Raw genomic sequence first — 24,163 nt, forward strand, 5'->3', positions numbered from 1 at the left:
CCTTGTTTGTTTTTATTCAATTTCTCAAAAAAAGAAGACGAGCCCCTGATTGGGACTCGTCTGTGGCTACTTTATGGATGTAGAATAAGCTGGGCTAACGCCGCAAGATCCACAATATCCAAAAGACCATCTTTATTCAGATCATAAATCTGATATCGGATCCAATCCGTATGTGCGGAGCTTATACCGTAATGAGCGGACAGAATAGCCAAATCACCGATACTTGCTGGATTGGCCGAGCTCAAGAAAGTTGCCAGCGCTGCATCCAGATCAATGATTGCCTGCTCCACAGAAACCTTAGCTGCGTTCGGATTATTCACGACCTGCATAGCTTTACCGATTGCATTATTAAGCTCATTCACTACCGTCTTCGTATATTGCCCCCATTTACTGCCAATAGTGGCGTAATCGGATGTTGCTTGTGCTATAGCAATCTTTAATGCCAGAGCCGATTTGTCCGAGGCGCCGTCTAACCCATCCATAGCCAACTGCAAGTTCGAGGCAGCTGCATTCACCTGATTCTGTGTAGCTTGCGATCCAGCAAGAATCACTTTCGCAGAGGTTAGATAGGTTTGCAAGATTAACCAAGTGGATGGATTGTATTGATCTGCCGTAAGGCTCTTCGCTACATCAACCCTGCTGGCTAGGACCGTTTTGTCTATCATGATCTTCATGCCATAGATCGTATTAGATAGCTTTGATACCGTTTCGCTCCCATCGGCAATCAAAACGGGGTGCAAATGAAGATAGGCCGTCGTATCGCCGGCATAGTTCAGGTTTGATGAATGCCAGAGCATCTTGAGCATGTCTCCGCTTAGAAGGATACCAGCTCCAGTGCTTGCGAGCTTGATTGTGATTTTTCCATTCACCTCATCCTTATCGACGGATTCCACTCCCCATTCATCCGCTAAGCATTCTACCGAATCGTAAAGAATTAGGTCCGGGTCATACTCAAACGTCAACTCTTGACCATAAACAGCAGTGCTGACACTTTCTGTAACGTAATCATTATTTAAGCCATAAACCAAACCAAATTGTTGGCCGGCAAACGTTGTTCCTTCTCCCATAACCGTAGCATAGGGAAGACTTAAGGACGGAGCATTTACAACCGCGCTGACCTCGTTAGAGTTATCGCTCTCACCTCCAACATTAACTGCCGTAATCACATAATAATAATTACCAGCAGTAAGATCGGCATTGTCCAAATAAGTGCTGTCCGTGACATTGGAGGCAATGGTTACATACCCCTCTGAGCTATTTACGCTTCGCTTCACTGCATAATAATCAGCTCCGGCAACCTCATCCCAGCGTAGCAAGATTTCGGCCCTGCCCGTAGTTGCACTTACGTTTGCGGGTGCTTTAGGAATCTGAATGGAACCCGGATTAGAGACCGTAATAACTGAAGGACTTATGCCTGAATCCAAGTGAAACGGTATCCCCGCCTGCGAAAAATCCGTATCCTGCAATAGGATATTACTCGCGAATCCCTTCAAATGGATAAAGGTGCTTGTGCCAGGCGGACAAAGAACGTCATTCAATAAAATATCGGCTGCATTGTTCATGGTATAGAGGGTTCCGTTCGCCGGAACGATCTGAACATGATTGAAATGAATATCAGTCGTATTACTGGACACGAATCCAGTTTGAGTCGACATTTTTACATTGGTCAACTCCACATTACGCAAAGGCACATTGGCCAGTGCATCGATGGACACTGCTTCCGAAGCTCCGTCCACCGTAACGTTACGAATGTGGATATTTTTAACCTCTGGAACCCGGTTATCGACTCCCAGCTGCGCATTATCCACTGCTTCGCTGTGCCCCGTATAGAAATCATTAATGGATAATGCCGTATAACCAATATTCTGCATATGGAGACCATCGATATAGATATTCTCGATAGGACCACCACCACCAACAAAGCTTTTAATATTGATCCCATTATCCGTTCCGATATATTGATTGTTGCGAACCGCAAGGTTATGAATGCCTCCGGATGTGTTACTTCCGATAGACAATCCGCCATGGCCACGAAAAACAATGTTGTCGGCAATTACGACTTCGGACAAAGCGTTTGTCGGACTCGGGTCATAGCTGGCCTTCATCCCGATTCCATCATCTCCGGCATTCACCGTGTTGTGATATAAAACAACATTCTGCGAAGAAGTGACATCAAGACCGTCTCCGTTCTGGTACCAAGCGTCGTTATTGACCGTTGAATTACGGATCACCAGATTCCGAATCTTCGTAAAGCTAGTCGCAAATTGTGGTGAATTCATAAAGGTAGGTCCATCAACTAACACATTGCTGCTATTATAGATGTCGACCATGATAGGACGATATACCCCAACAGCTTGTTGAGACGGATACCAAACACTGCCGTTATCGGTCAACACTCCGCCCAAGGACAACAGATAATTCCACTGCGTGGTTGTGACCTTGCCCTTCTTCACATAACGCCAATATTGCCCATTGCCATCGATAACACCTTTTCCTGTGATCGCGATGTTGCTGAGCCCCGATGCCGCCAGCATCGGTTGATATTTTGCATTCACCAAATTGTAGTCATCATAGTCGGGACTAAATTGAATGAGTGCACCAGCCTCTACATGCAGATCAATATTACTTGCCATTTGGATACTTCCTGTCAGCCATACACCAGCAGGTACGACGACACGCCCTCCACCTGCCAGTGTAGCCGCCTCAATTGCCTTTGCGAATGCCGCCGTATTTTTGGTTATACCATCTCCAACAGCGCCATAATCTTCAATATTAAAATCTACGTTTGGAAATGTTGGAAGCGTAATCGCTGGCATATCGAATGGCAGATCTTTTTGATACGTTTGCAAGTCATCCCCGCCCGTTACAACCCCCACGGAATCCGCGGATTTGACGCTAACCTTCGCAGTCGCCTTTACATCGGTGCCCGTTACAGTTCCCTGCACAGTAAAGTTCCCCACAGATGCATACTTAGCTGGATCGATTGAACTCCACACGACAGCCAATGCTTTCTCCGATCCATCCGTAAATTGAACGGGAACGATGCTTGGCAAAAATGGAGCTACCCCCTCAAGGCTATAAAGCTCCAGTGCCGGTATGTTCGATAGGGTCTGTCCCGGCAGCATGGTGGAATTCACAACTTCTATGGCTAACAGAATTTTAGTACCGGAAGCGAAAGTGAAAGTTAGTGTATTTTTTCCAATCGGCAACTGAGACAAGAAGACATCACGAAGAGTATAAATACTTCCATTGGCAGTGTAATCGGTCCCCTTATTCAGTGCATGGGTTCCGAGCATAATTCCCGTCATTGTGTCTCCCGAGCGTTTAACAGATACAGTCAGATCCGCTTGATTCTCATGATTACGATCAAATTTCACCGGAGCTGAAGACAAAGATACTTCAGTTGAATAGACGCTCTCTCCATTCGCATTCACAGCAGTTACTACATAATAAAACGGAGCTCCTGTGTTCACAACCATATCCGAATATTGAACCTTATCTTTCACTCCCTCCGTCAAGCGGAGCCAGTTCAAGTTGTAGCTCCCCGTTACGGAATAAAGGCGTAAAGTTTGATTCCCAGCGGGAAGATTGACATTCACACTGACCGTTGTCCAGCTCTGCCAATCACCGGTTTGCGGAATATCTACGGTGCTCAGCACGCTGCCATTCCCACTCTTTAATTGAAGCTGTTTACCGCTGTCCGGAGCAGAGACGCGCAGATCCAAGGTGTAGAATCCACCCGCAGGAACCTGTATCGCGTAATCCATCCAATCTCCCGGATCGATATAACTGACATTTAGACCTCCGCCTTCATCACTCGTATTCTGAGTTTTGACACCGTACATCGCTGTCCAATCCTCACCTTGGATCGTTGCCAGCGGGGAAGTGGATGACGGAATCAGATCGGATGCAATCGGCAAGTAAGGACCACCCGCTTCGCTTCCGCGATAGACACGATAAGAACTTGCTCCTTCAACCGTGTTCCACGACAGAGCTACGGGAGAATCGCCTAATGTCGCATCAACACCGCTCGGGAAAGTCACACTCAGTCCGGTTGGAGAAGCAGGTTGCTGTTCATTCTGTTCATGCCCAGGAAGCGTGCCGAACAGCGTAGGATCCCACCCATCCGCTCCTTTCAGCACATTCTGAACGGTGTATTGATTGGCTTCGTCAGATGTCAATTGGCTCGACCAGCGATAACGGCCCTTCGCATTGGCACCTGGTCCCGAAGAGTTGTATTCACCATACCGCGCCGTCGATTCGTTAGAAGGATTTCCCCAATTATCCCAACCTACTGCTTTGATATGCGCATCCATCCAGGTATTAATGTACTTCACGTTGGCGTTAGCTCTCCAAGGTCTACCCAGATCTAGCGAACCGTTAGTAGCAGCCAGCTTAGTGTCGATATCCCATTCCGGTCTCCAAGGATCATGAGTCACCGATTCCTTCAAAGAAGAAGTACCGCGGGTCAATCGCGAGTTCATGAAAACATAGCCAAACTCAGCTTTCTCATCCGTAGAGGCTGCCGTCATATGACCGCCAAAGCCACCAACGAACTTAATCTCCGAATCGTAGAAATAAGCCGCAGCATTCCCAAAGATCCAGTCGACGTCCCCTTCAATTATGCATCGGTTAAAGTACTGTCGCCCGCCGTTTGCGTACAAGGTATCTTGGAACCCTGCCAGATAAACGTTCGTAAAAATTGCTCTGTCGCCCGTTACGTTAAGTGCGACTGCGGGACCTACATTTCCTCTCTCAAACGAAGTATTGCGAATCGTCATATTTTCTGCCGTAAAGTCGCTGGCAGAAACTAACAACGTGTGGCTGTTTCCAGTACCTATTCCGGAATTAGCATAATCGTCATAGGTCAAAATCGTTCCGTCTCTGCTTTCACCAACTAAACTAACTAATGGCTTAGAATTCGGCACGGCTACCTTTTCATGATAGATACCGTCTTGGATATAGATCACCCGCCGGGTCGAATTCCCAGTTGGAATCGAATTCAGAGCATCCGTAACGGTCGTATAATCTCCCGTTCCATCCTTCGCAACTACAATTACTTTAGCTGGAGTGGCGATTTGGATCAGGCTATCTGCTCCCGAGCCCCTCGCATTAACAGCAGATACAACATAATAATAGGTCAGACCGTTTGTTATGCTGTTGTCCAGATAGTTTGTTTGGGTTACGCTAGCGATCGTTGTAAAGGATCCCGCCAACGAAGCCGCCCGTTTAACGAGGTATGAATCAGCCTCAGCAACCTCGGTCCACTGCAAGTTAACCTTGCTAACTCCCGCTTGTGCTGTTACTTCATTCGGCGAAGAAGGTACCCCCTGCTGGAAATGAACCGGAGATACGCGTGCTTGATCGGAATTCATACTTTCCGTCTGAGCACTTAAGGCAGATACAACATAATAATAATTCGTTCCGTTGTGTACGGTGCTATCAGTAAATTCCGGAGCGGTCAGGTTGCTAGCCACGACCGAATACGTTCTCCCCGATATTACACTTCGCTTCACTGAGTACGAGGAGGCTCCCGGCACAGGGTTCCATGTTATATCCACGCGGGCATCACCAGGAACAGCAATCAATCCAGCTGGTTTCGCTAAAGAGGTAACTGGAGAAATCTTAGCGGAGACCGAATTTTCGCTTAAGCCACCCGCATTTTGAGCTTGAACGGTGTATTCATATACCATTCCGTCAGTCAATCCGGCGTCGTTATATTGGGTTGCCGTCAAATCCGACGCGATGACCGAATACTTAGCCCCTCCGTCATCCCTTCTGAGCAAATGGTATTGCTCCGCACCTTCGACAGACTCCCATTTCAGGGTCACTTGGCTGTCCCTTGCTATTCCCGTCAACCCTGTCGGAGCAGCTGGTATGTCGGGTAGCAGAATTGGCGTGATGCCTACTTCCATGGAATTTGGGCTTTCGCCGGAATCGGTTACTGCACTGACGACATAATAATAGGTTTTATCGTTCATCAATTTGCTATCTACATACCGGTTGGAATCCATGTTCTTAATCAGCTCGTAGGGCCCGCCAGTTGTTTCACTACGCTTCACATTATACGAAATCGCTCCGGTAACCGCCGGCCAATTAAGCATCGCTTGTGTATCACCAGCCTTGCCGGTTACTCCTGTCGGGGTCGAGGCTGATAATACATCAGTGAACATCATCCAGTTAATATTGAAGTTGCCGGTATTCGTCGTGATGCGCAGGGTTTGCGGACCCGCACTCAGATTTGCCGACACACTTACGGTCGTCCATTTTTGCCAACCGGTCGTATTTGGCACATAAACCGCTGCCAGAACAGTTCCTCTGCTATCTTGCAATTGAAGCTCCTTATCTGAATACTTCGTAGCAAGACGAAAATCTACGGTGTAGATTCCTGCGGAAGCCACATTTACCTTGTATTCCAGCCAATCTCCGGCTTCAATATTGCCCACATCTAAACCGGCTCCAGTATCCGTGGTTGCCTCGTTCTGAACCCCTTGCATGCTGTCCCAGTTCTCGGCTTCAAGCTTGCCCGGAATCGGCTTGCCATTCTTCGCCCAATACGCCACCGCAATTGAAGGTTTCAGCCCTTCCTCCGAGGTGTGTGCTTGTATACACTGATATTCCAGATCATTATAGATGACCCAATCGTTGATCGTATAAGTGGTATTCGCCTGCCAGCTGGCAGCAGCGGCCGCAGCGGTTCGCGGAGAATAACCATATAAAAGACTCATTATCATCGCCACGATTATGGCTATAGCCGTTACTTTTCGGCTTATGGTGTCTTCTTGCCCCCAGGGTGCGGTCCTGTTCATATCTTCTTCCTCCTTAGAATAGAAGTGCACGAATACTATCAGAGGTTATATATGTTGTACATTAACACAGCTGCTTCCGCTCGTGTCGTCGTAGACTTAGGCTCGATTTGGCGGCCATTCCCGTGAATCAAACCCGCTTTCACTAGACTTGCGACAGATTCAGACGCATAGGCAGAAATCTTCGCAACATCGCTGAACGGTTGAAGCACGGATGTATCTCCACCTGTAACCTGTTGACCTGACGCCTTCAAGGCTCTGGCGGTTAGGACCATCATGTCCTCACGGGTGATTGGCTCAAGCGGTTTGAACAAGTTGTCTCCTGAGCCTTCCGCAATGCCAAGTGCCCGAGCAATGCCAACGGCCTCGTAATAATAAGCTTGGGATGGGACGTCCGCGAAGGTATCTCCAGCTTTTCCGCTCAGTTCTAGCGTCCTAACGAGCAATACCAAAAAGTCGGCTCTAGTAACAGCTTGAGATGGGCGGAATTCTGTATCGGACACACCACTAATAATTCCCTTGGAAGCCATAACCTCGATCGGATTTTTAGCCCAAGCCACAGACTCAAGATCCTTAAAGGATTTATTCGTATAACCAATTGCATACATGCTGAAATGTGTAGTCTTAAAGCTGACGCGACCGGACTTCGCATCATATCTACCACTAGGAACCGAAGTAAGTTTCCCTTGACTGTCTACATACCACACAACGATATGCTCTGGATTAAGCAGCTCTTGTGCAGTAGGAACGTAGGGGATGCTGACTGTGACCGGAGCTTGGCGATTATCCCAGGTTATGATCTTGCCACCCGACGTTAAAGTTACTTGAATGACGGGATGGTTGCCGATTTGGTTTTGCACGGACGGCTGCAAGGATTTAGGATCAACACTTGTGATATGAAGACTTATTTGTTCATTGGAGGTAACCCCAGCTTGCAGCATATTATCAGGGAGAGTGAGGTTAGCCAGTGGTGTTACAATTTCAATTTCCGCCTTTTTGACATCATTGGATATAGCCGAAGTTGGAATCGTCTGAACGTACTCTTTTGCCCCGGGCTTCGACTCGACTTCAATGATTACTTTTTTTACTCCTTTGTCGTTGGCGGTAGTTTGGTTAAGAGCTTTCTGCAGTGATTCTAGATCCACGGTTGATTGTACAGATTGTGCAGCTGCGTCATAACGAATCACCGGTTTGATCGTAGAACCGTTGACATTACTCGGAGTTGTAGGCTGGATCGAACTGCCGTTTCCTTCCGCTCCGTTGTTACTGTTGTTTCCATTATTACCGTTATTGCCGTTGTTTCCGTTGTTTCCGTTGTTGTCATCGATACTAACAATATGCGCGATCGCCGATGCATCAGGGGTATAGTTAACCGCAGACAGTTGCGAATCTACTAACTTCACACGGGATAGAACGATTTTGACATCGCCACTCTCAAGCGCTTTGAAAGTAACTGTGGCCAGTTTTAGATCTCCGTTCTTGCCAGATTTCTTCTCAAGCTCTGTATGCGCTAGCCGCACGCCGTTATTCGTCAATAGGGCGTCAATGTTGAAGCCGCCCTCGCCTGCTGTGTAACTCACGAACTCCAGCTTTGAGCGATCATAGGTCAGATTCAACTCGTACGCGTACAAATCCGTCATTAGGTTCGCTGCAATCTCAACAGTAAAGGTACTGTTGAGGATAGGACTTTCTTTTGATAACACAGTTTGGAAGTTGGGTTCACTACTAGCCTGCGTTACCACAGGTCTCGCTAGAAAAAAGACAAGGAGCATAAGCATCGCGATTCTGAGTTTAGCCATTTCGATTCATCCACCCTTTCAATAGCAAGATAGGAGAGAGCGCCGCTGCCGTTGAGTCAGCGCCCTCCAGATTTAGCAAACTTAATTTGAAGTGATTTTACGGGCCATTCCAGCCAGATCGACGATGTCGATCTGCTGGTCTTTATTCAGATCATACCTACTTACCTCACTCCAACCGTTATCACTTGAAGTGATGCCATATTTGGAGCTCAGAAGAAGAAGATCATCCATGCCGGCCTCGAGATTCATCACTGTAGCGAGCTTTTGAAGTGCAGTAGACAAATCTTGAGCCGCTAGATTCACTTCCTCTTGTGTAGCATCGCTGTCGTTTAAGACAACGGTTGCGTTCGCAATGGCATCCTTAAAGATAGCAATAGCTGACTGCGAATATTGCCCCCAAAGTGTACCCATCGATGCCGACGCCAAAGTGCTGGCGGCTTCGTGAAGGATAGACTGGAGTGCTGTTCTAATGACATCTCCCGAACCTGTATCAGTCACAGTAATGTTAACCTGATAAGCAGTGCCTTCCACAGAAGATTCATTACCTTCGCCATCGCTCATAATAATGCGGGTCGCTTCTAATGAAGCAACCGTCGCTTCCGTTACATCTTTTGCAGTGAAGTGAAGTTGAAGAATTCTCGGCAAATCGCCGCTCATGCCAACCCCTGGGGTTGTGCTTGCCATGAGAATCCGTGTTTGTCCCTCATTATCAAAGGAATCGATGACACGAATTCCATCCAGCAAGGATTCCGCTGCCAAGAACTGAATTTGCTCAGGATCGTAGTTCAGCGTCAAATCCAAGCCATATACATCACTTGTAACACGAGACATGCCATATACGACTTCAAAGGACTGCCCCTTCTCCACAGAGCCCGGTCCGGTTAAAAAACTTCCCGATCGAACAGTAACTTTGGCTTCGGCCTTTAACTCCGTGCCATAGACAGCGCCCGTAACTGTAAATCGCCCTTCTACCGCATATAACTCAGGGTTGATTGCTTCCCAAACGACAGGCACTTGCTTCACTGTTTCATCTGCATAAACAGCGCCTACAACTGTTGGCAAAATAGGAGCCACACCTACTGGTGTCTCAACATGAACTGGCAGAAGCGATTCGATTGGATTGTCGGAAGCGAGCTGGGTAGGATCCCAATCCTCTCTCCCGTTGATCGCACTCGTTGCGCTGAAAATACTGTGCAATGTATACGCTTCGGCTTCCGTGTCCGTTAATTGATGGGTCCAGTTCATTCTAGCCTGCGGATTTGCTCCCGGACCAAAGCTTTGATATTCACCGTAATATGCGGTTGCTTCGTTTTTTGAATTGCCGAAGTTGTTCCAGCCACTTGGAGCAATGTGATCTCCCATATAGCTGTTCAGATATACAGTCTTCGCATATGGACGCCATGGTCTTCCCAAATCAACAGCGGATATAGACGAAAGCAACGCTTCGCCGGTCACTTTGCTGTTCAGGAATACATAGCCATACTCCTGTCCCTCAGGAGTGGAAGCTGCCGTCACATGCCCAGCCAATCTGGAATGAATCTCGCTGTTATCAAAAACAGCAATACCCGGACCAAAGATAAAGTCTACCGAACCCGAGATGAAACAATCCTTGAAGTAGGAACGATAGGATTGAATGATTGCATTATTGGCATAGTTGTTAGGATCCGCGTTATCGGTCAGATTGCGGGTTAACAGTGTATCCTGATAACCGATGATGTTGCAATTTTCGAAAAAAGCTTTATCCGCATATACGTCGACGGCAACGGATTGACCTGCTCCGGAACCCGAGGAATTAATGACCGTTAGATCCTTGGCATAGAAATCATGGCCTTTAATCATGAGCGTATAATCCGTATAAGTGCCCAAACCTAACGAGGTACCATCCGGGGCCGTTTTTTTCGGATTATCATCGTAGGTGAGAATCGTTCCATCCTTGCTCTCACCCATTAAAGAGATGTAAGGCTTGGTATCTGGAATAAGAACCTTCTCATAATACAAGCCGTTTTTCACAAAAATAATGATGCGATTGCGGTTCTGGTCCGGGACTGCATCGACAGCAGCTTGGATACTTTTATAATCTCCGCTTCCATCTGCGGCAACGACGATAACCTTCGCGTCTGGAGCGATATCAGACAGAACATATACATGAGCAGTAACCGGTAGGTCCGACCCTTGTACCGTACCCATAACCTTGAACCCGTCAATATTTGTATCCGCATACAAGTCTGGAGAGATGGGTTCCCAGGACACTGGCAGAGATTTGGTCATTTGATCATTGAAGATCGCCGTTACGTGATCTGGCAAACTCGGTGCGATGCCCTTCGCAGTTGTCGCGATGACAGGCCGATAACCGGTCATGCCAGCCGAAACCACTTCCACTTGAATTTCAGCTCTTGCTGAATATCCCGTTACTGTACCCTGTAAAGTGAATGCTCCTATCTGCTGATATTCAGACGCCGGAACTAAATCCCAGATTACCGGAGCATAACTTACCGCTCCATCCTCTCTCAAAATCGGCATCTGATTCGGCAGATTAGGCTTCGTGCCTAATGCGGTCGTTACCTGTAAGGACTTATAGCCAACAACTGTTTCTTGTCCTGTTATGGTGATTGGCATCAATCCGATAATCGCTGTTCCGTCATTCATCGTCGCTGCGACGATGACTTTACCATTGCTATTAGCGGTCAGTACTCCATTATCGTCGATTGTAGCCACATCTGTAGGGGTCAGATCACTATTATAGACAGCCCATGTAACCTGCGAAGTTTCTCCCGTAGTTTTGGTGGCACTAAAGGTTAAACGCCCTCCTTTATCGGAGATTGAATTCGTCGAACCTGAGTGTGTTAGCTGGATTCCATAACCGCTGGTAGCTTCCTCAGAAGCACTAATGTACAGATTATCCAAGTAAACTTGAGATGCCACTGTCGTATTATTATTAGGCCCTATGGATTTGAAGGTGCTAATATCCGCCATCGCCAGGGTTGAATCATAGAATGGCTGTTTGCTTAACACCTTCGTTCCGTTGTAATAAACATCCACAAGCTTGTTTGGAAAATCTACCACAGTCTTGACTGTAAACCACTTATCAAGCGGGATCGCAGGAATGATGATAGGAGATGTTTTTCCGTTGATGACATAACTTAATGCTCCTGAATTCTCAGTGTTTAACCAGACGGCTACTTTACCATTCGATCCGAGCAGCTGAAATACCCGATTATTCGAGGTAGGTTTGTTCGCATAAGTACCGTTCGGCACACCGTTCGTTAAGTTGGGAGGGGCCGGGAACTTCATATGCACTTCTGCCGATAAGGTTCCCGTCTGCGAACCAAAACCACGGGATGCACTTACATAACCGCTATCCTGGTCATTAAGGAAAATACTGTTCGGATTCAAATCTCCGTCCGCCGCAATAGTGATCAGACCCGGGGCATAGCTCGAAGCACTCCAATATCCGCCCGGCGTATCCCCGGTTTTGTATTCAGTGAAATCCTCGTGAACCGGGAAGGCTTTATCAGTTACGACCACACCATCCTGAACGATATTCGCACTGTTCGTAGCGCTAATTCCTTTGGGCAAGCTGCTATTGGTGAAAAAGATATTCTCCGTGTAGGCTAATTGAGCTTTAGCAAAAGCACAATTAATGAACTGCAAATTCTTCAAAGCGTTATCAGCTGTTGAAGTGGAGGCTGCCCCTGTCAACGAAATAATGTTATCCGTTCCAGAGATATCGTTGTTCCGCAGGTTGGTAAACCGGAAATTACTCATGTCCGGTGGGTAAATATCAGGAACAGGAAGCTTGTCATAGTTGGAATTCAGATCAATTTTGTTGATAAGCGAATCCCTCACTTGAATGTTCCGAATGTAGCCGCCCCGGGATGTGCTTGTTTTGATCTTAAAGCCCGGTGCCACAGTGTTCGACTTGACGTCGAGGGGAATCAGATTGCAGTCTTCCACGTAGATGTCGCTTATTCCGCCAGACATCTCGCTTCCGATAACGACCCCGCCGTGTCCACCACTAAAGGTATCTCCGCGATAATAAATAAATCTGGAGGGTCTGCCGATATCCCGGCCTTCTTGATTGATCCCGGATTTAATTGCACTGCCGTCGTCCCCGGTTTGAAAGGTAGAATTCAAAATGTAAACGCTCTCGGAAGAATTCGGATTAAAGCCGTCTCCATTATGTTGCGTGGTGTTAATATCGAGGTTATAGGCGGTGATGTCTTTGCTGTATACAGGTACTACGGTCCACATCATTCCATTGCGGATTTTCAATCCATCGATATAGACATTGTGTGCGTTATTAAAAGATAGCAGATGTCCACCACCGTAGGTTGTTCCAACTTCAACCTTGTCGTTATCGTATTCCTCACGCAGCTTCAAGCCGCTCTCCTCGTCACCAATTGTTCCGGGTCCAAGGAATGTAATATCAGTTACACTATAATCATCGTACTTGTCATGATCCATAACTCCGGCGTTAAATAAACTTTGATAAGCCTCGGGTTCCTCAATACTGTGTCTGGCCGTTACGAACGGCAAGAAGTCAGCCTTGTGTGAACTAGGCATCACTTGAGCCCCTGCATCTACAAATACAGTCATATTGCTGTGCAGGAACAATCCGCCAGTCACATACTTCCCGGGTGGAAAGTATAAAGTGTCTCCTGGAGTAACCGCGTCAATCGCGGTTTGAATTGCCACGGTATCCAATGTGTTGCCATCTCCGGATGCTCCATAATCCTTAACATTAAACCTGATGCCCGTCTTTTTAGTTGTGATTTGGACCGTATTGCTATCTAAAGATTCGTTGCCAGATGTATCCTGGGCTCGTACCGTGTAGGTATATGTCCTCTCTGGAGTTAATCCTAAAAACTTATAGTAAGTTTTGTCCGTCGAACCAACCCGGGTTCCATCACTGTCATAAATATTGTACTTAGTAATGTTGGAATAAAATAGCGGTTTCTCCCATGCTAACACTACGGTTGTATCCGTATTAGAGGCAGGTGCCATTCGTAAATCCGTCGGGGAGTAAATATTAGCCGATAAGGAATCATTAATGTTCGCAGCGGCATAAGCCGTGTTGGTCTCTCCGGCAAAGGCGATTTCAGGTACGATCGGGATGAGCAATAAAGCGCATAATGCAATAAGGACACTCTTAATTCTTTTCATAACTTACCTCCTGTTCATTTGCAGGTGATGAAAACGCTGTCAATTAGTGGCATTAATCATTAGGGAGTTGTCATTCAAAAGACAGGCGGCCCAAGTATCGTCAAGAGCCCGCCTGCTGAGATTATTTATTGTTCGGGGATATTAACTGTTTTATTTCGAAGAGTCAAAACTTGCTTTTTCTTTTTCAAGCTGCTTTGCCCATTCATCCAATAGTTCTTTGGCACTCATCTTTTTGGCCATTACCTTCTGGATCATAGGCTCCATATTCGTCTGAACCTTGTTATAGCCCGGCAGATAAACGGGATTATCGGTAAACTTCGTGTCCGGTGAGCTCATCAGGTCTGCGCCCGTCTTCACGTAAGGCACGTTTACAATCCAATCAGCATCCAAAGCATCAAGATAAGTCGGAATTTCGCCATAGAGCTCTCCGTACTCACTATCATTGTGCGTTACGAAATACGTCATGAATTCCCATGCTGCTTCCTTATTCTCGGAGTTCTTTGTCATCATCATCACCGATGGTGTAACGCCGGGGTGAACGCGATAGCCTTTGGCACCCATAGGGAATGGAACAGCTGTAAACTTGGTTAAATCGTCATTGAATGCTTTACTGTGAGCGCTTGCGGAACCAAGGTTATGGAAAATCATACCTACCTTGCCGGACTGGAACGAAGCAGCCAATTCCGTCCAACCTTTGTTCAAGTCATCTTCAGGTGTATTGACATTATAACCGCTCAAGTATTTCTCCAGAAACTCTACATTCAGTGGATCGTTGATCGTGGCTTTGCCTTCTGGCGTGAAATAGTTCGTAATTCCCGAGTATGAGTACATAAGATATTCCAGCGAGGTAGCACTTCCGGCTCCACCCCGTATAGAGTATCCGTAACGATCCTTGGACTTGTCAGTCAACTTCTGTGCGTTGTCAAAGAATTGATCCCATGTGTCCGGATTCGGTAGATTTGATTCCTTCAGCCAATCCGAACGAATCCATTCCATCCAAGGCAGAACGCCATAAGGCAATCCATATAACTTCTTGTCAACCGGATCCGCTGCTCTCATTGAGGTAACCGAACCCGTTGTGATCTTGTCCTTTCCTTCCCAGCTATCGAAATAAGAATCGATTGGCTCAAGCACATCGCGTGCAATAAAGTCGGACGTAAAGTTATTGATCAGGTCCGGCCCTTGTCCAGCAGCAATAGCGACATTCAGCTTTTGTATATAACCGTTCAAATCTCCAGGCACGCCCAAGTATTCGATTTTAATATTCGGATGCTCAGCCATGAACTCCTTCGTAACTTTTTGCCAGAATACATCACGGTCCGGCGTAGTAGCCGCAGCCCAGAACGTAAGCGTTGTCTTCTTGCCGGAATCTTTCGTTTCAGTACCACTGTCGCTAGTCGAGCTGCTTGGCTGGGGACTGGCATTCGACGAGTTGTTGTTATTGTTACTGCTTCCGCAACCACTTAACACGCCTCCAGCCAACATGACCGAAGCCATGACAAGTGCCCAGCTTTTTTTTCTTTTGAACATGGTGTTGAACCCCCTCAAAATTCGTCGCTCAGTTGACGAACACCGGTTATTCGTCATGTGTTTAGTTTAACTTTCGTCCTTCTCATTTTACATAAGATTCTTTTCACACTTTGTTTGGATTTTTTAAAATCATACAAAAAAAAGCCCCGATTGATTGCCTCGGGACTTTTTTAGCTTTATTTTCTCCTATATTAATTCAAATCTACTTAACTGCCTAGCTTTCACTTTAAATAGTTCTCTAATGTTCTCCGTACCGCTCCTGGGCCTGCCATCATTTCCTGGAACATAATCTCAATCTTATCACCTAGACCAATCTCGTACAACGGAACCCCAAAAAGTCGCTCATCTTCAAGAATGGGGCGCACACTTGCAGTTTGGTCTCCAAGAGAAACTCCCTGCAGGTAACCTTGCAGTGTTTCTAGTAACGGATCTGAACTCAATGTGAAGACCTCTCCAGCATCATTCACTCCAAGTAAGTAACGACACCACACAGCGATAGCCAGTGGAATCGCCGTTAGCTGCGCTGGATCGAGCTCCTCCCGTCGAATATAGGATTTAATAGTTTCACCAAACCTTATACCTACCTTCTGCGAAGTGTCTGTAGCAATCCGCTGCGGAGTATCGGGGATAAATGGATTGGCAAAACGCTCCGTAAGGACTTCGTCCAGGAACTGCTTTGGACTGAGAATCCCCGGGTCCACTACGACGGGCAGACCTTCTTTGTAACCGATTATCTCCACAAACCTCCGCAAAGTATCGTCCTTCATCTCATCCGCGATCAAGGTGTAGCCAAGCAGACAACCGGAAACAGCAAGCGCCGTATGCAGCGGATTAAGGCAGGTCGTTACTTTCATCGTCTCCACCTTGTTGACTGTCTCCCGGTCCGTAAAAATAATTCCGGCTTCCTCTAGTGGTGGACGTCCGTTCGTAAAGTTATCCTCCACTACAAGATATTCGCTGATCTCAGCATTTACGAAAGGAGCGGTATATGTGTTTTTGGAGGTAATGATCACATCCATATCACCAATTCCCTGTTCCAGAAGCGCTGCCTGTACACTCTCCGAAGGACGTGGTGTGATTTTATCGATCATGGACAATGGAAAGGTTATTACTCGTTCATCTTCCAGATAACGCACGAAGTCTTCTATAACAAGTCCTCTTTGGGCCCATTCCTTAGCGATGGACACAACTCCGTTCTTCAGCTTGTCGCCATTGTGTGAGCAGTTGTCCATGCTGACAAAGGTCATCGGATATTGGCCTTTCAGATATCTTCGATAAGCAAGCGAAGCAACAATGCTCATGACATGAACAGGATGCTCCGGTCCGCTCACAATATCCTTTTCCACAATGCCAAGATATTTATCGTGCGGATCCGTCAACGAGTATCCCTTCTCCGTGATGGTGAAGCTGGCCATTTGCAGGCTGGGATTCTCGAACACCTCGATCAATCGACGGTACTCCGCTTCTCGGTTTTTGTCCGCTGCGATTCCCTCCACAATACTACTGACTACTCTTTTCTGGAAATCACCACGAGCATTCATCAGCACTAAAAGGGTCAGATTGTCGTAGGGCTTGTAGACTTTATCAATCATTTCGAAATCAAAGGTTTCCACCGCAATAATACCTGTATCCGACTTCCTGCCATCCAGCAGCTTCTGATGAGCATTTGCCACGAATCCTCTGAAAATATTACCTGCACCGAAATGAATCCATTCCGGTTTAAGCTGTGTATTGTTTGCTATCTGCTCATAGTCGAACTGCGGAAGCTCCACTCCAGCAGCTTTCCAAGCTGCTTTTTCCCCTTGGATACTGCTTCTGGTCAGATGCAGCATTTATTTTGCCTCCTTGACATTATCCAAGCTATCCCAAACACCAAGCAAATACATGATGCCCATAGCTCTATCATACAAGCCATAACCCGGTCGGCAGTTCTTCTCTTCCCCCCACAGATGCCGCCCGTGATCCGGACGCACATAACCAATGTATCCGTTCTCATGATAGGCTTTGACCACCTCGGCCACATCAACGCTTCCGTCACGCCCACGGTGCGACACCTCAATGAAATCACCGTTCTCAAATACCTTCACATTGCGGATATGGGCAAAATGAATACGATCATGGAACTCGCGGATCATCGCTGGCAGATCGTTATCCGGATTCGTGCCGAGTGACCCTGTGCAGAACGTCAAACCGTTGTACGGGCTGTCCACTAAATCCAGAAAGCGGCGGATCATATCCCGATTGCGGATAATACGCGGCAGTCCAAAGATCGGCCAAGCCGGATCATCGGGATGGATAGCCATCTTGATGTCCACTTCCTCGCATACTGGAATAATGCGTTCCAGGAAATACTGGAGGTTGTCGAACAGTTTATCTTCCGTCACATCCGCATAAGCCGCAAACAGCTCATCCAGCTTTGCCAGCCGCTCCGGCTCCCAGCCCGGCATCGTGAACTTTCCAGCTCCCTTCAGAATCCGGTCCACCATCTCACGCGGATTATCGGTAATGGCAGCCTTTTCATAAAAGAGAGCATTCGAGCCATCAGGCAACTCTTTATACAGCTCTGTGCGGGTCCAATCGAAAACAGGCATAAAATTATAGCAGATCACCTTAACGCCAACCTTGGCGAGTTTACGAATGGTGTCGATATAAATATCGATATATTTATCACGGGTCGGCAAGCCGATTTTGATATCATCATGAACGTTGACGCTTTCTACTACAGCCGTGCTGAAACCCTTGCTGGTGATTTGATCCGCCACTTCTTGGATCCGTTCCATTTCCCACACTTCTCCGGCTACTTTCTCATGCAAAGACCAGACAATCCCCATAACACCCGGAATCTGCCGAATATGATCCAGCGTGATATTGTCATTGCCCTCGCCATACCATCTCCACGTCATGTTCATTGATAAACCCTCCTGTGAATTCGTTTTCAATTATCTTGTATACAAGATTTACTTGATCATAGAATAAGAACAATTCTTTGTCAATCACAATTTGATCAGGAATTTTATCCTGAAATCAAGGAATATCCACCCTATTTTCATCCCAATGATTTTAATGAACGAACTTATCATGTATACTAGTACTGTATCTGTCATTAACAATTGAAAGCAGGAACAGAAATGTCAATTAAAGCTGAAATTCTAAACACACTGAAGCAAGAAATCCTCACGCTGGCGTTAAAGCCAGGCACCATTCTGAGTGAAACAGCCTTGTCTGAGCGGTTTCAGATTTCACGTACGCCGTTGCGTGATGTTCTCAAACAGCTTGCACTGGAATCTTATACCGATATCTATCCGAAAAAAGGTAATATTGTCTCCTTTATTGATCTTGAATCTGTTGAACAAATCACATACTTGCGTTGCACACTGGAAAAGGAGATCCTCAAGGATCTTTCTGCACAGCTTTTACTACCAGGAGTGCACGAGCTTAAAGAAATTCTTAAGAAACAGAAAGAGGTCATCGGGCAGGAGAATACTGTAGATTCTTTCCTTAATTTAGACGACGAGTTTCACCGGGCCTTGTACAGGCTTGCTGGACGTGAGTATCTGTGGACTCTGATCCAGCAGTCGAATGTACATTATCTCAGGTACCGCAGACTGCACATGCTTAAGACCGACAAGCTGGAAGAAATCTGGAACGAACACCAATCCATTCTTGAGCTTATGGTGCAAAAAGAAACCGCCAAAATCGGCCCGCTAATCCACCACCATCTCCGGGAAGATATTCATTCACTGGATTTTCAGGAGAATTTCTCGGAATATTTAAAGAAATAGTCAGCCATAAGACGGCTTACTGCCTTAAAAACAAACAAAGAGACATCGTATGGAATTCTCCGTGATGTCTCTTGTTAAATTTACATAACGTTCTCTAAATCCAATTATCTCTTAATCCGATACAGAATGACTCTCTTTTTGAGCCAGCCAATCAATATGGCATCCATGAAACCCATACCGCCACGATTGATTTCCCCATATTTAGAGTTTCCGTGTTTCCTCGCTTGATGGGTTACCGTAACTTCAATAACTGAAAAGCCGTTCATCTTAGCCACCGTGGGCAAAAAGCGGTGCATTCCATTATATAAATAGAAACTGTCAGCTACCTCCCTTTTGAAGAGCTTCATAGGACAGCCTATATCATAAATTGAACCTCCAATAATCCAATTACGGATTTTTTTCGCGAAACCTGAAGAAACTTTCTTAAACCACGTATCTTTATGATCTGCCCATTTTCCATTTACAAAATCTCTTTTCTTGATGAAAGGCATTAATCTAAAGATGTTCCGTGGATCTGTCTGTAGCGCTGCATCCATAAGGGCGATCAGTTCGCCCTGGGAATTTTTCATCCCCGCCCAAATGGCTGCCGTTTGCCCGTAGTTTTTTTCAAAATGAATGACCTTTACCGCTTGATCCATCTGTGCGATTTCATTTAACAGCACGGCACTACGATCCCTACTTCCATCATTCACCAGTACGATTTCGTAATGCTCAATTCTCCCTCTTAATGCTTCAGTAATACTTAAGTAAAGATCGTATATATTTTCCTCTTCATTAAAAATAGGTACGACCACGGAAAGGTGAGTCATCGAGCAACACCTCACTATCCACTTATTTTAGGAGTTCAGTAGAGAGGTTGGTTTTAGGATCCCTCACTAGTCTTAATTGTTTTTTCTCAACCGCCTTCATCACTTCCTCACCTTCTACATCCAGGTTAGGAAGCAAGCGATCGAGCCACTTCGGCAAATACCACGCTGATTTTCCCAGCAAAGTCATTACACCGGGAACGATGAGCATCCGGACAACAAAAGCATCGAACAAAACCCCAAAGAGAAGTGCAAAGCTCATCACCCTGATGTTCGGATCTTCTGCCAGCATGAATCCCGTGAAAACAGAGATCATGATCAGTCCTGCAGCTGTAACTACCCCGCCGCTGTGATGAATACCGGCCAGAACGGACTTTTTGGCATCCCCACTTTTCTTAAATTCTTCCCGCATTCTACTGACGAGGAAAACTTCGTAGTCCATGGCAAGTCCGAACAAAATGCCGACGACCATGATTGGGAGAAAATTGAGTATGGGAGCTTGCCCATTAAAATGGAACACATTTTGCAAATGTCCATCCTGTATGACGAAGGTAATGAAACCTAATGTAGCCCCCAAAGAAAGAATAAATCCCAGGACCGCTTTGATGGGAACCAGGATGGACCGGAATACCATCACTAGAAGAACAAAAGCCAAGCCAACGATGATGATACAGAATTCAGGCAGCGCCTCGTTCAGCTTCTGAGAGATATCGATATTTACGGCTGTGCTCCCGGTTACTTTCAGTTTCACATGATTTTGACTCTCGATTTCTGCTGCTTGACTGCGAATTTGTTTAACCAGATCTACCGTTTTATTATCTGCAGGACCGGTAGCCGGAATCACATGAATCAAAGAAATCTTTCCGGAAGGACCAGGAACAGCAGGAGCAATCGTACCAATGTTAGGATAGGTTCTAAGTTGTTCCAGCGCCCCAGACAGATTGGCTGCAGCAACTTGTCCACCATCAGTTTCGGCTAGGATAACGAGCGGACTATGATACCCAACACCGTATGCCTCTGTCATCAGATCGTATGCCCGCCGCTCAGTTAATTCCGGCGATTTTTGCGCATCATCCATGGTGCCTGTCTCCATGTTGAAGAAAGGTATTGCAATAGTGCCCAGCAATGCTACCCCAAGGATCACAGCCAACCATGGGCGCCCGGTAACAAAACTCCCCCATAAATTACCTCGAGTCTCGTTCTTTTTGTTGCGGGTTGAACCTTTGGATCTTTTTTTCGATTTGGCTTTGATCAAGCCTCCCATCGCTTCGAGGATAGCAGGAACCATAAAAATAGCGATGAGAACAGCCACGAAAATGCAAAGCGCAGCGGCTAAACCCATTGCGGTAAGAAAAGGAATACCAATCACCGACATTCCCGCAAGACCGATAATAACCGTTATGCCTGCAAAGACAACCGCACTACCTGCCGTGCCGTTCGCAATCGCAATTGCTTCTTTTCTTTCATAACCTTCGGCAAGCTGTTGCCGATATCTTGAGATAATAAACAACGCGTAATCGATCCCCACTGCCAGACCAATCATGCTGGCCAGGGATAGAGCAAAAGAAGGGGTGTCGAAGAAATTCGAGCCGATGATGATCAACATCACGCCGGTACCAAGACCAATGACTGCCGTAAGAATCGGTAAGATCCCCGTCAGAACGGATCCAAAAGCAACGGTGAGAACAAGAAGCGCAATGAGCACCCCTATCCCTTCTGTAACGCCGCCGATCTCCATTTTCACATAACCAGAGCCAGTTAATTCAGCTTGTAAGCCGGCATCACGCAAAATACCTGCCACATCAAGCACACGTTCCTTTGATGTTTCTGTAACATCACTACCTGGAGTATTGTATGAGATGGTGGCATAGCCAATTTTGCCATCTGCACTTACCGAATGATTGTCATAAGGACTTACTACTGCTGTGACCGCCGGATCCTTAGCCACTTCCTCTAACTGTGCACCAATTAATTGCTTAGTTGTTTCTGAGGATAAGGTTTCATCCGTTAGTGATTTCATCACCAACTGAATTTTGCCGCTGTTATCCACCATGGAGGGGAATTCCTGATACATCTGTTCCATCGTTTTTATGGACTCCAGTCCAGGGATAGTAGTTCCCTCATGAAGCTTAGGCCCCATCGAAAGAGCTACGATTGCCGAGATCAGCAGGATGGCAATGCTTCCTAGAATGACTTTAATGCGGTTGCTCGCCGACCAGAACCCAAGCCGGTACAATAATTTGGCCATTTCAGTATCGTCTCCTCTATTCTAATGTTTTTCTCTATGCCTTTATCTTATAGAAGAGAAGTCTTGCTAACATCGTCCAAAGGGGCGGACACGCTCTGCCCTTTCGGGCAGCCCATTAGTCCGCAAAAAAAACATGCGAAAGATTTCTTTCGCATGTTCAAAATTACATATGTAAAATCCCCCGTTCCAAAGCGGCCGCCACTGCCTGCGATCGCGAATCTACCCCTAGCTTGTTGTAAACATTCGTCAGATGAGCTTTTACAGTACGTTCTGAGATTCCCAAATCAAAGGCGATTTCTTTACTTTTGAAGCCCTGCGCTACACTTTGCAGAATTTGAGTTTCTTTATCGGATAACAAGGATACTTCTTTATGAATCGGAGCCGAAGCCTTCTGCTGCTCGCGAGCAGAAATCACCTTCTCCATGATTTCTGCTGAGAGCAAGGTTTCTCCTCTTATCGCCGATTCAATATTCCTGAACAAATTTTCCCGGTTCGTATCCTTTAATAAGTAACCTCTCGCACCCAAGGCCAGTCCATTAATCATTAATTCATCTTCGTTGTAAGTCGTCAAAATAATAACTGGAACGGAGTTGTTCTTCTCCCTCAATACCTTCATGGCTTCCAGTCCGCTCATGACCGGCATATTCAAATCCATCAGGATCACGTCCGGTCGCACTTCATCTATAAGGGTTATAGCTTCCTGCCCATTTACCGCTTCTCCAACAATTTGAAACTGTTCATCCGTCTCCAGGATCAGCTTCAAGCCTTCCCGGACAACAAAATGATCATCTACGATCAGAATTTTCACTTGCGTCATGTAGGGTCTCCCTCACTAAATGATGTCTCAACCTGAATGCTTGTTCCAGCCGAACTGCTGCGCACCTTCAATTCTCCTCCAATCAGCCTTACCCGCTCCTGAATCCCGAGTAAACCGTAGTGTCCGGCATCCTTGCCGATGGCGTCTGTGTTAAATCCCAAACCATTGTCTCTGATTTCTATAAAAAGCCGCTCATTTTGATCGGACAGGGTAATCCACACCTTGTCAGCCCGGGCATGACGGGCGATATTGGTCAGACCTTCTTTTATAATGTGTAAACTATGTTCCATCATTACTCTAGACAACCGTCTGGTAAGCTTAAAATCCATGGTTACAACGATACCTGTAGCTTCACCGAAATGCTGTGTTTCATAATCGACCGCTTCCCTAAAATCAATCTCTGAAGCTGATTTCGCCCGCAAATTGTCAATTGCTCTACGAGCTTCGGCTAAGGTTGTGCGAGCCTGCTTCATAGACTGTCTGACAATTTCTTGAGAACGCTCTGTGTTACCCTTGGTCATATGGGCATCCGCGGCTTCGAGCTGCATAATTAATCCAGCCACTCCCTGCGCCAACGTATCATGCAGATCCCGAGCCATTCGTTGGCGTTCATTAGCCAGTGTCAGCTCCTCTACCTTTTTATGGGCCTCTTTTAGATCATGCAAAAAATTCTGAATTCTGAGACGCTCGCGAACCTGTTGAAAAAACAATAATGTATACGCTAAAACGATCACAAGCATCAGAACAAATAATGGCATAAATACGATCAATTCATCGGTATCGCCCACAGTAAGCGATGAATCAAAAAACAAAATTATACTAATAAGGGCAACGAAGACGATTCTTTTTATCCGAAATGAAAAACCAAGGCTTTGGGCAATCAGGACCGGAAGCAATCCCATCAACACTGCTTGGTACCCCTGCGGCATCAAAATCGCACAAAGATAAATTAAAATTGCTTGTGCCGAAAAATAAAACCAAAATTGCTTATTAGTGATTCGATAGGAGTTCCAGTGCAGCAAAATATGGACCGTGAATAAGCCTGTAAATATCGAACTGGATAATATTTGAGGGTCCTTAAGAAACTGCAGCAACATAGTGCCAATATATACAATGGATACCCAAATCAAAAGCGGCAATCTGGACGCAAACAATTCATCGATGAACAATAGTCCGGCTTTTCTTTCTTTCACTTGGCTGACCCTCCTTCTC

The 24,163-nt window shown here is 46.3% G+C and carries 11 protein-coding genes; 1 reads left to right on the top strand and 10 read right to left on the bottom strand.

What is annotated here, in order from left to right:
• Window positions 1-71 precede the first annotated feature (71 nt).
• The 6 genes from MKY54_RS23110 to uxuA form a co-directional block, all read right to left on the bottom strand.
• Window positions 72-6,809 carry a pectinesterase family protein gene (locus MKY54_RS23110; protein WP_339188092.1) on the bottom strand — a complete coding sequence of 2,246 codons (6,738 nt, stop codon included), beginning with the start codon at window positions 6,807-6,809 and terminating at the stop codon, window positions 72-74.
• Between the two features lie 38 nt (window positions 6,810-6,847).
• Window positions 6,848-8,605, bottom strand: coding sequence for an S-layer homology domain-containing protein (locus MKY54_RS23115; RefSeq protein WP_076279248.1), 1,758 nt, complete (start codon window positions 8,603-8,605; stop codon window positions 6,848-6,850).
• Window positions 8,606-8,686: 81 nt separating this feature from the next.
• Window positions 8,687-13,768: a pectinesterase family protein gene (locus tag MKY54_RS23120; protein ID WP_339188095.1), complete on the bottom strand. Its 5,082-nt coding sequence runs from the start codon at window positions 13,766-13,768 to the stop codon at window positions 8,687-8,689.
• A 150-nt stretch (window positions 13,769-13,918) separates the two neighbouring features.
• Complete coding sequence (locus MKY54_RS23125) at window positions 13,919-15,298, bottom strand: sugar ABC transporter substrate-binding protein (protein WP_076128897.1); 1,380 nt, start codon at window positions 15,296-15,298, stop codon at window positions 13,919-13,921.
• A gap of 221 nt (window positions 15,299-15,519) precedes the next feature.
• Window positions 15,520-17,130, bottom strand: a complete 1,611-nt coding sequence (locus MKY54_RS23130) for a mannitol dehydrogenase family protein (protein ID WP_339188097.1) — start codon at window positions 17,128-17,130, stop codon at window positions 15,520-15,522.
• Window positions 17,131-18,207: a mannonate dehydratase gene (uxuA, locus tag MKY54_RS23135; RefSeq protein ID WP_076128893.1), complete on the bottom strand. Its 1,077-nt coding sequence runs from the start codon at window positions 18,205-18,207 to the stop codon at window positions 17,131-17,133.
• 219 nt (window positions 18,208-18,426) lie between these two features.
• Between uxuA and MKY54_RS23140 the strand changes: the two genes are divergently transcribed.
• Complete coding sequence (locus MKY54_RS23140; RefSeq protein WP_076304608.1) at window positions 18,427-19,080, top strand: GntR family transcriptional regulator; 654 nt, start codon at window positions 18,427-18,429, stop codon at window positions 19,078-19,080.
• A 104-nt stretch (window positions 19,081-19,184) separates the two neighbouring features.
• On the opposite strand, the gene MKY54_RS23145 is transcribed toward MKY54_RS23140, so the two are convergent.
• The 4 genes from MKY54_RS23145 to MKY54_RS23160 all read right to left on the bottom strand — a co-directional run bounded on the left by MKY54_RS23145 (window position 19,185) and on the right by MKY54_RS23160 (window position 24,144).
• Window positions 19,185-19,889, bottom strand: coding sequence for a glycosyltransferase family 2 protein (locus MKY54_RS23145; RefSeq protein ID WP_076276787.1), 705 nt, complete (start codon window positions 19,887-19,889; stop codon window positions 19,185-19,187).
• A gap of 22 nt (window positions 19,890-19,911) precedes the next feature.
• Window positions 19,912-22,134 (bottom strand): MMPL family transporter, encoded by a 2,223-nt coding sequence (locus MKY54_RS23150; protein ID WP_339188101.1) that lies wholly within the window; start codon window positions 22,132-22,134, stop codon window positions 19,912-19,914.
• A gap of 163 nt (window positions 22,135-22,297) precedes the next feature.
• Window positions 22,298-22,951: a response regulator transcription factor gene (locus tag MKY54_RS23155; protein WP_076279254.1), complete on the bottom strand. Its 654-nt coding sequence runs from the start codon at window positions 22,949-22,951 to the stop codon at window positions 22,298-22,300.
• On the bottom strand, window positions 22,948-24,144 hold the full coding sequence (locus MKY54_RS23160) for a sensor histidine kinase (RefSeq protein WP_076218828.1): 1,197 nt from the start codon (window positions 24,142-24,144) through the stop codon (window positions 22,948-22,950). Before MKY54_RS23160 ends, MKY54_RS23155 begins: the two co-directional genes overlap by 4 nt.
• Window positions 24,145-24,163: the final 19 nt, after the last annotated feature.

It is taken from the genome of Paenibacillus sp. FSL P2-0121 (assembly GCF_037975345.1).
Taxonomy (GTDB): Bacteria; Bacillota; Bacilli; order Paenibacillales; family Paenibacillaceae; genus Paenibacillus_AQ; species Paenibacillus_AQ odorifer.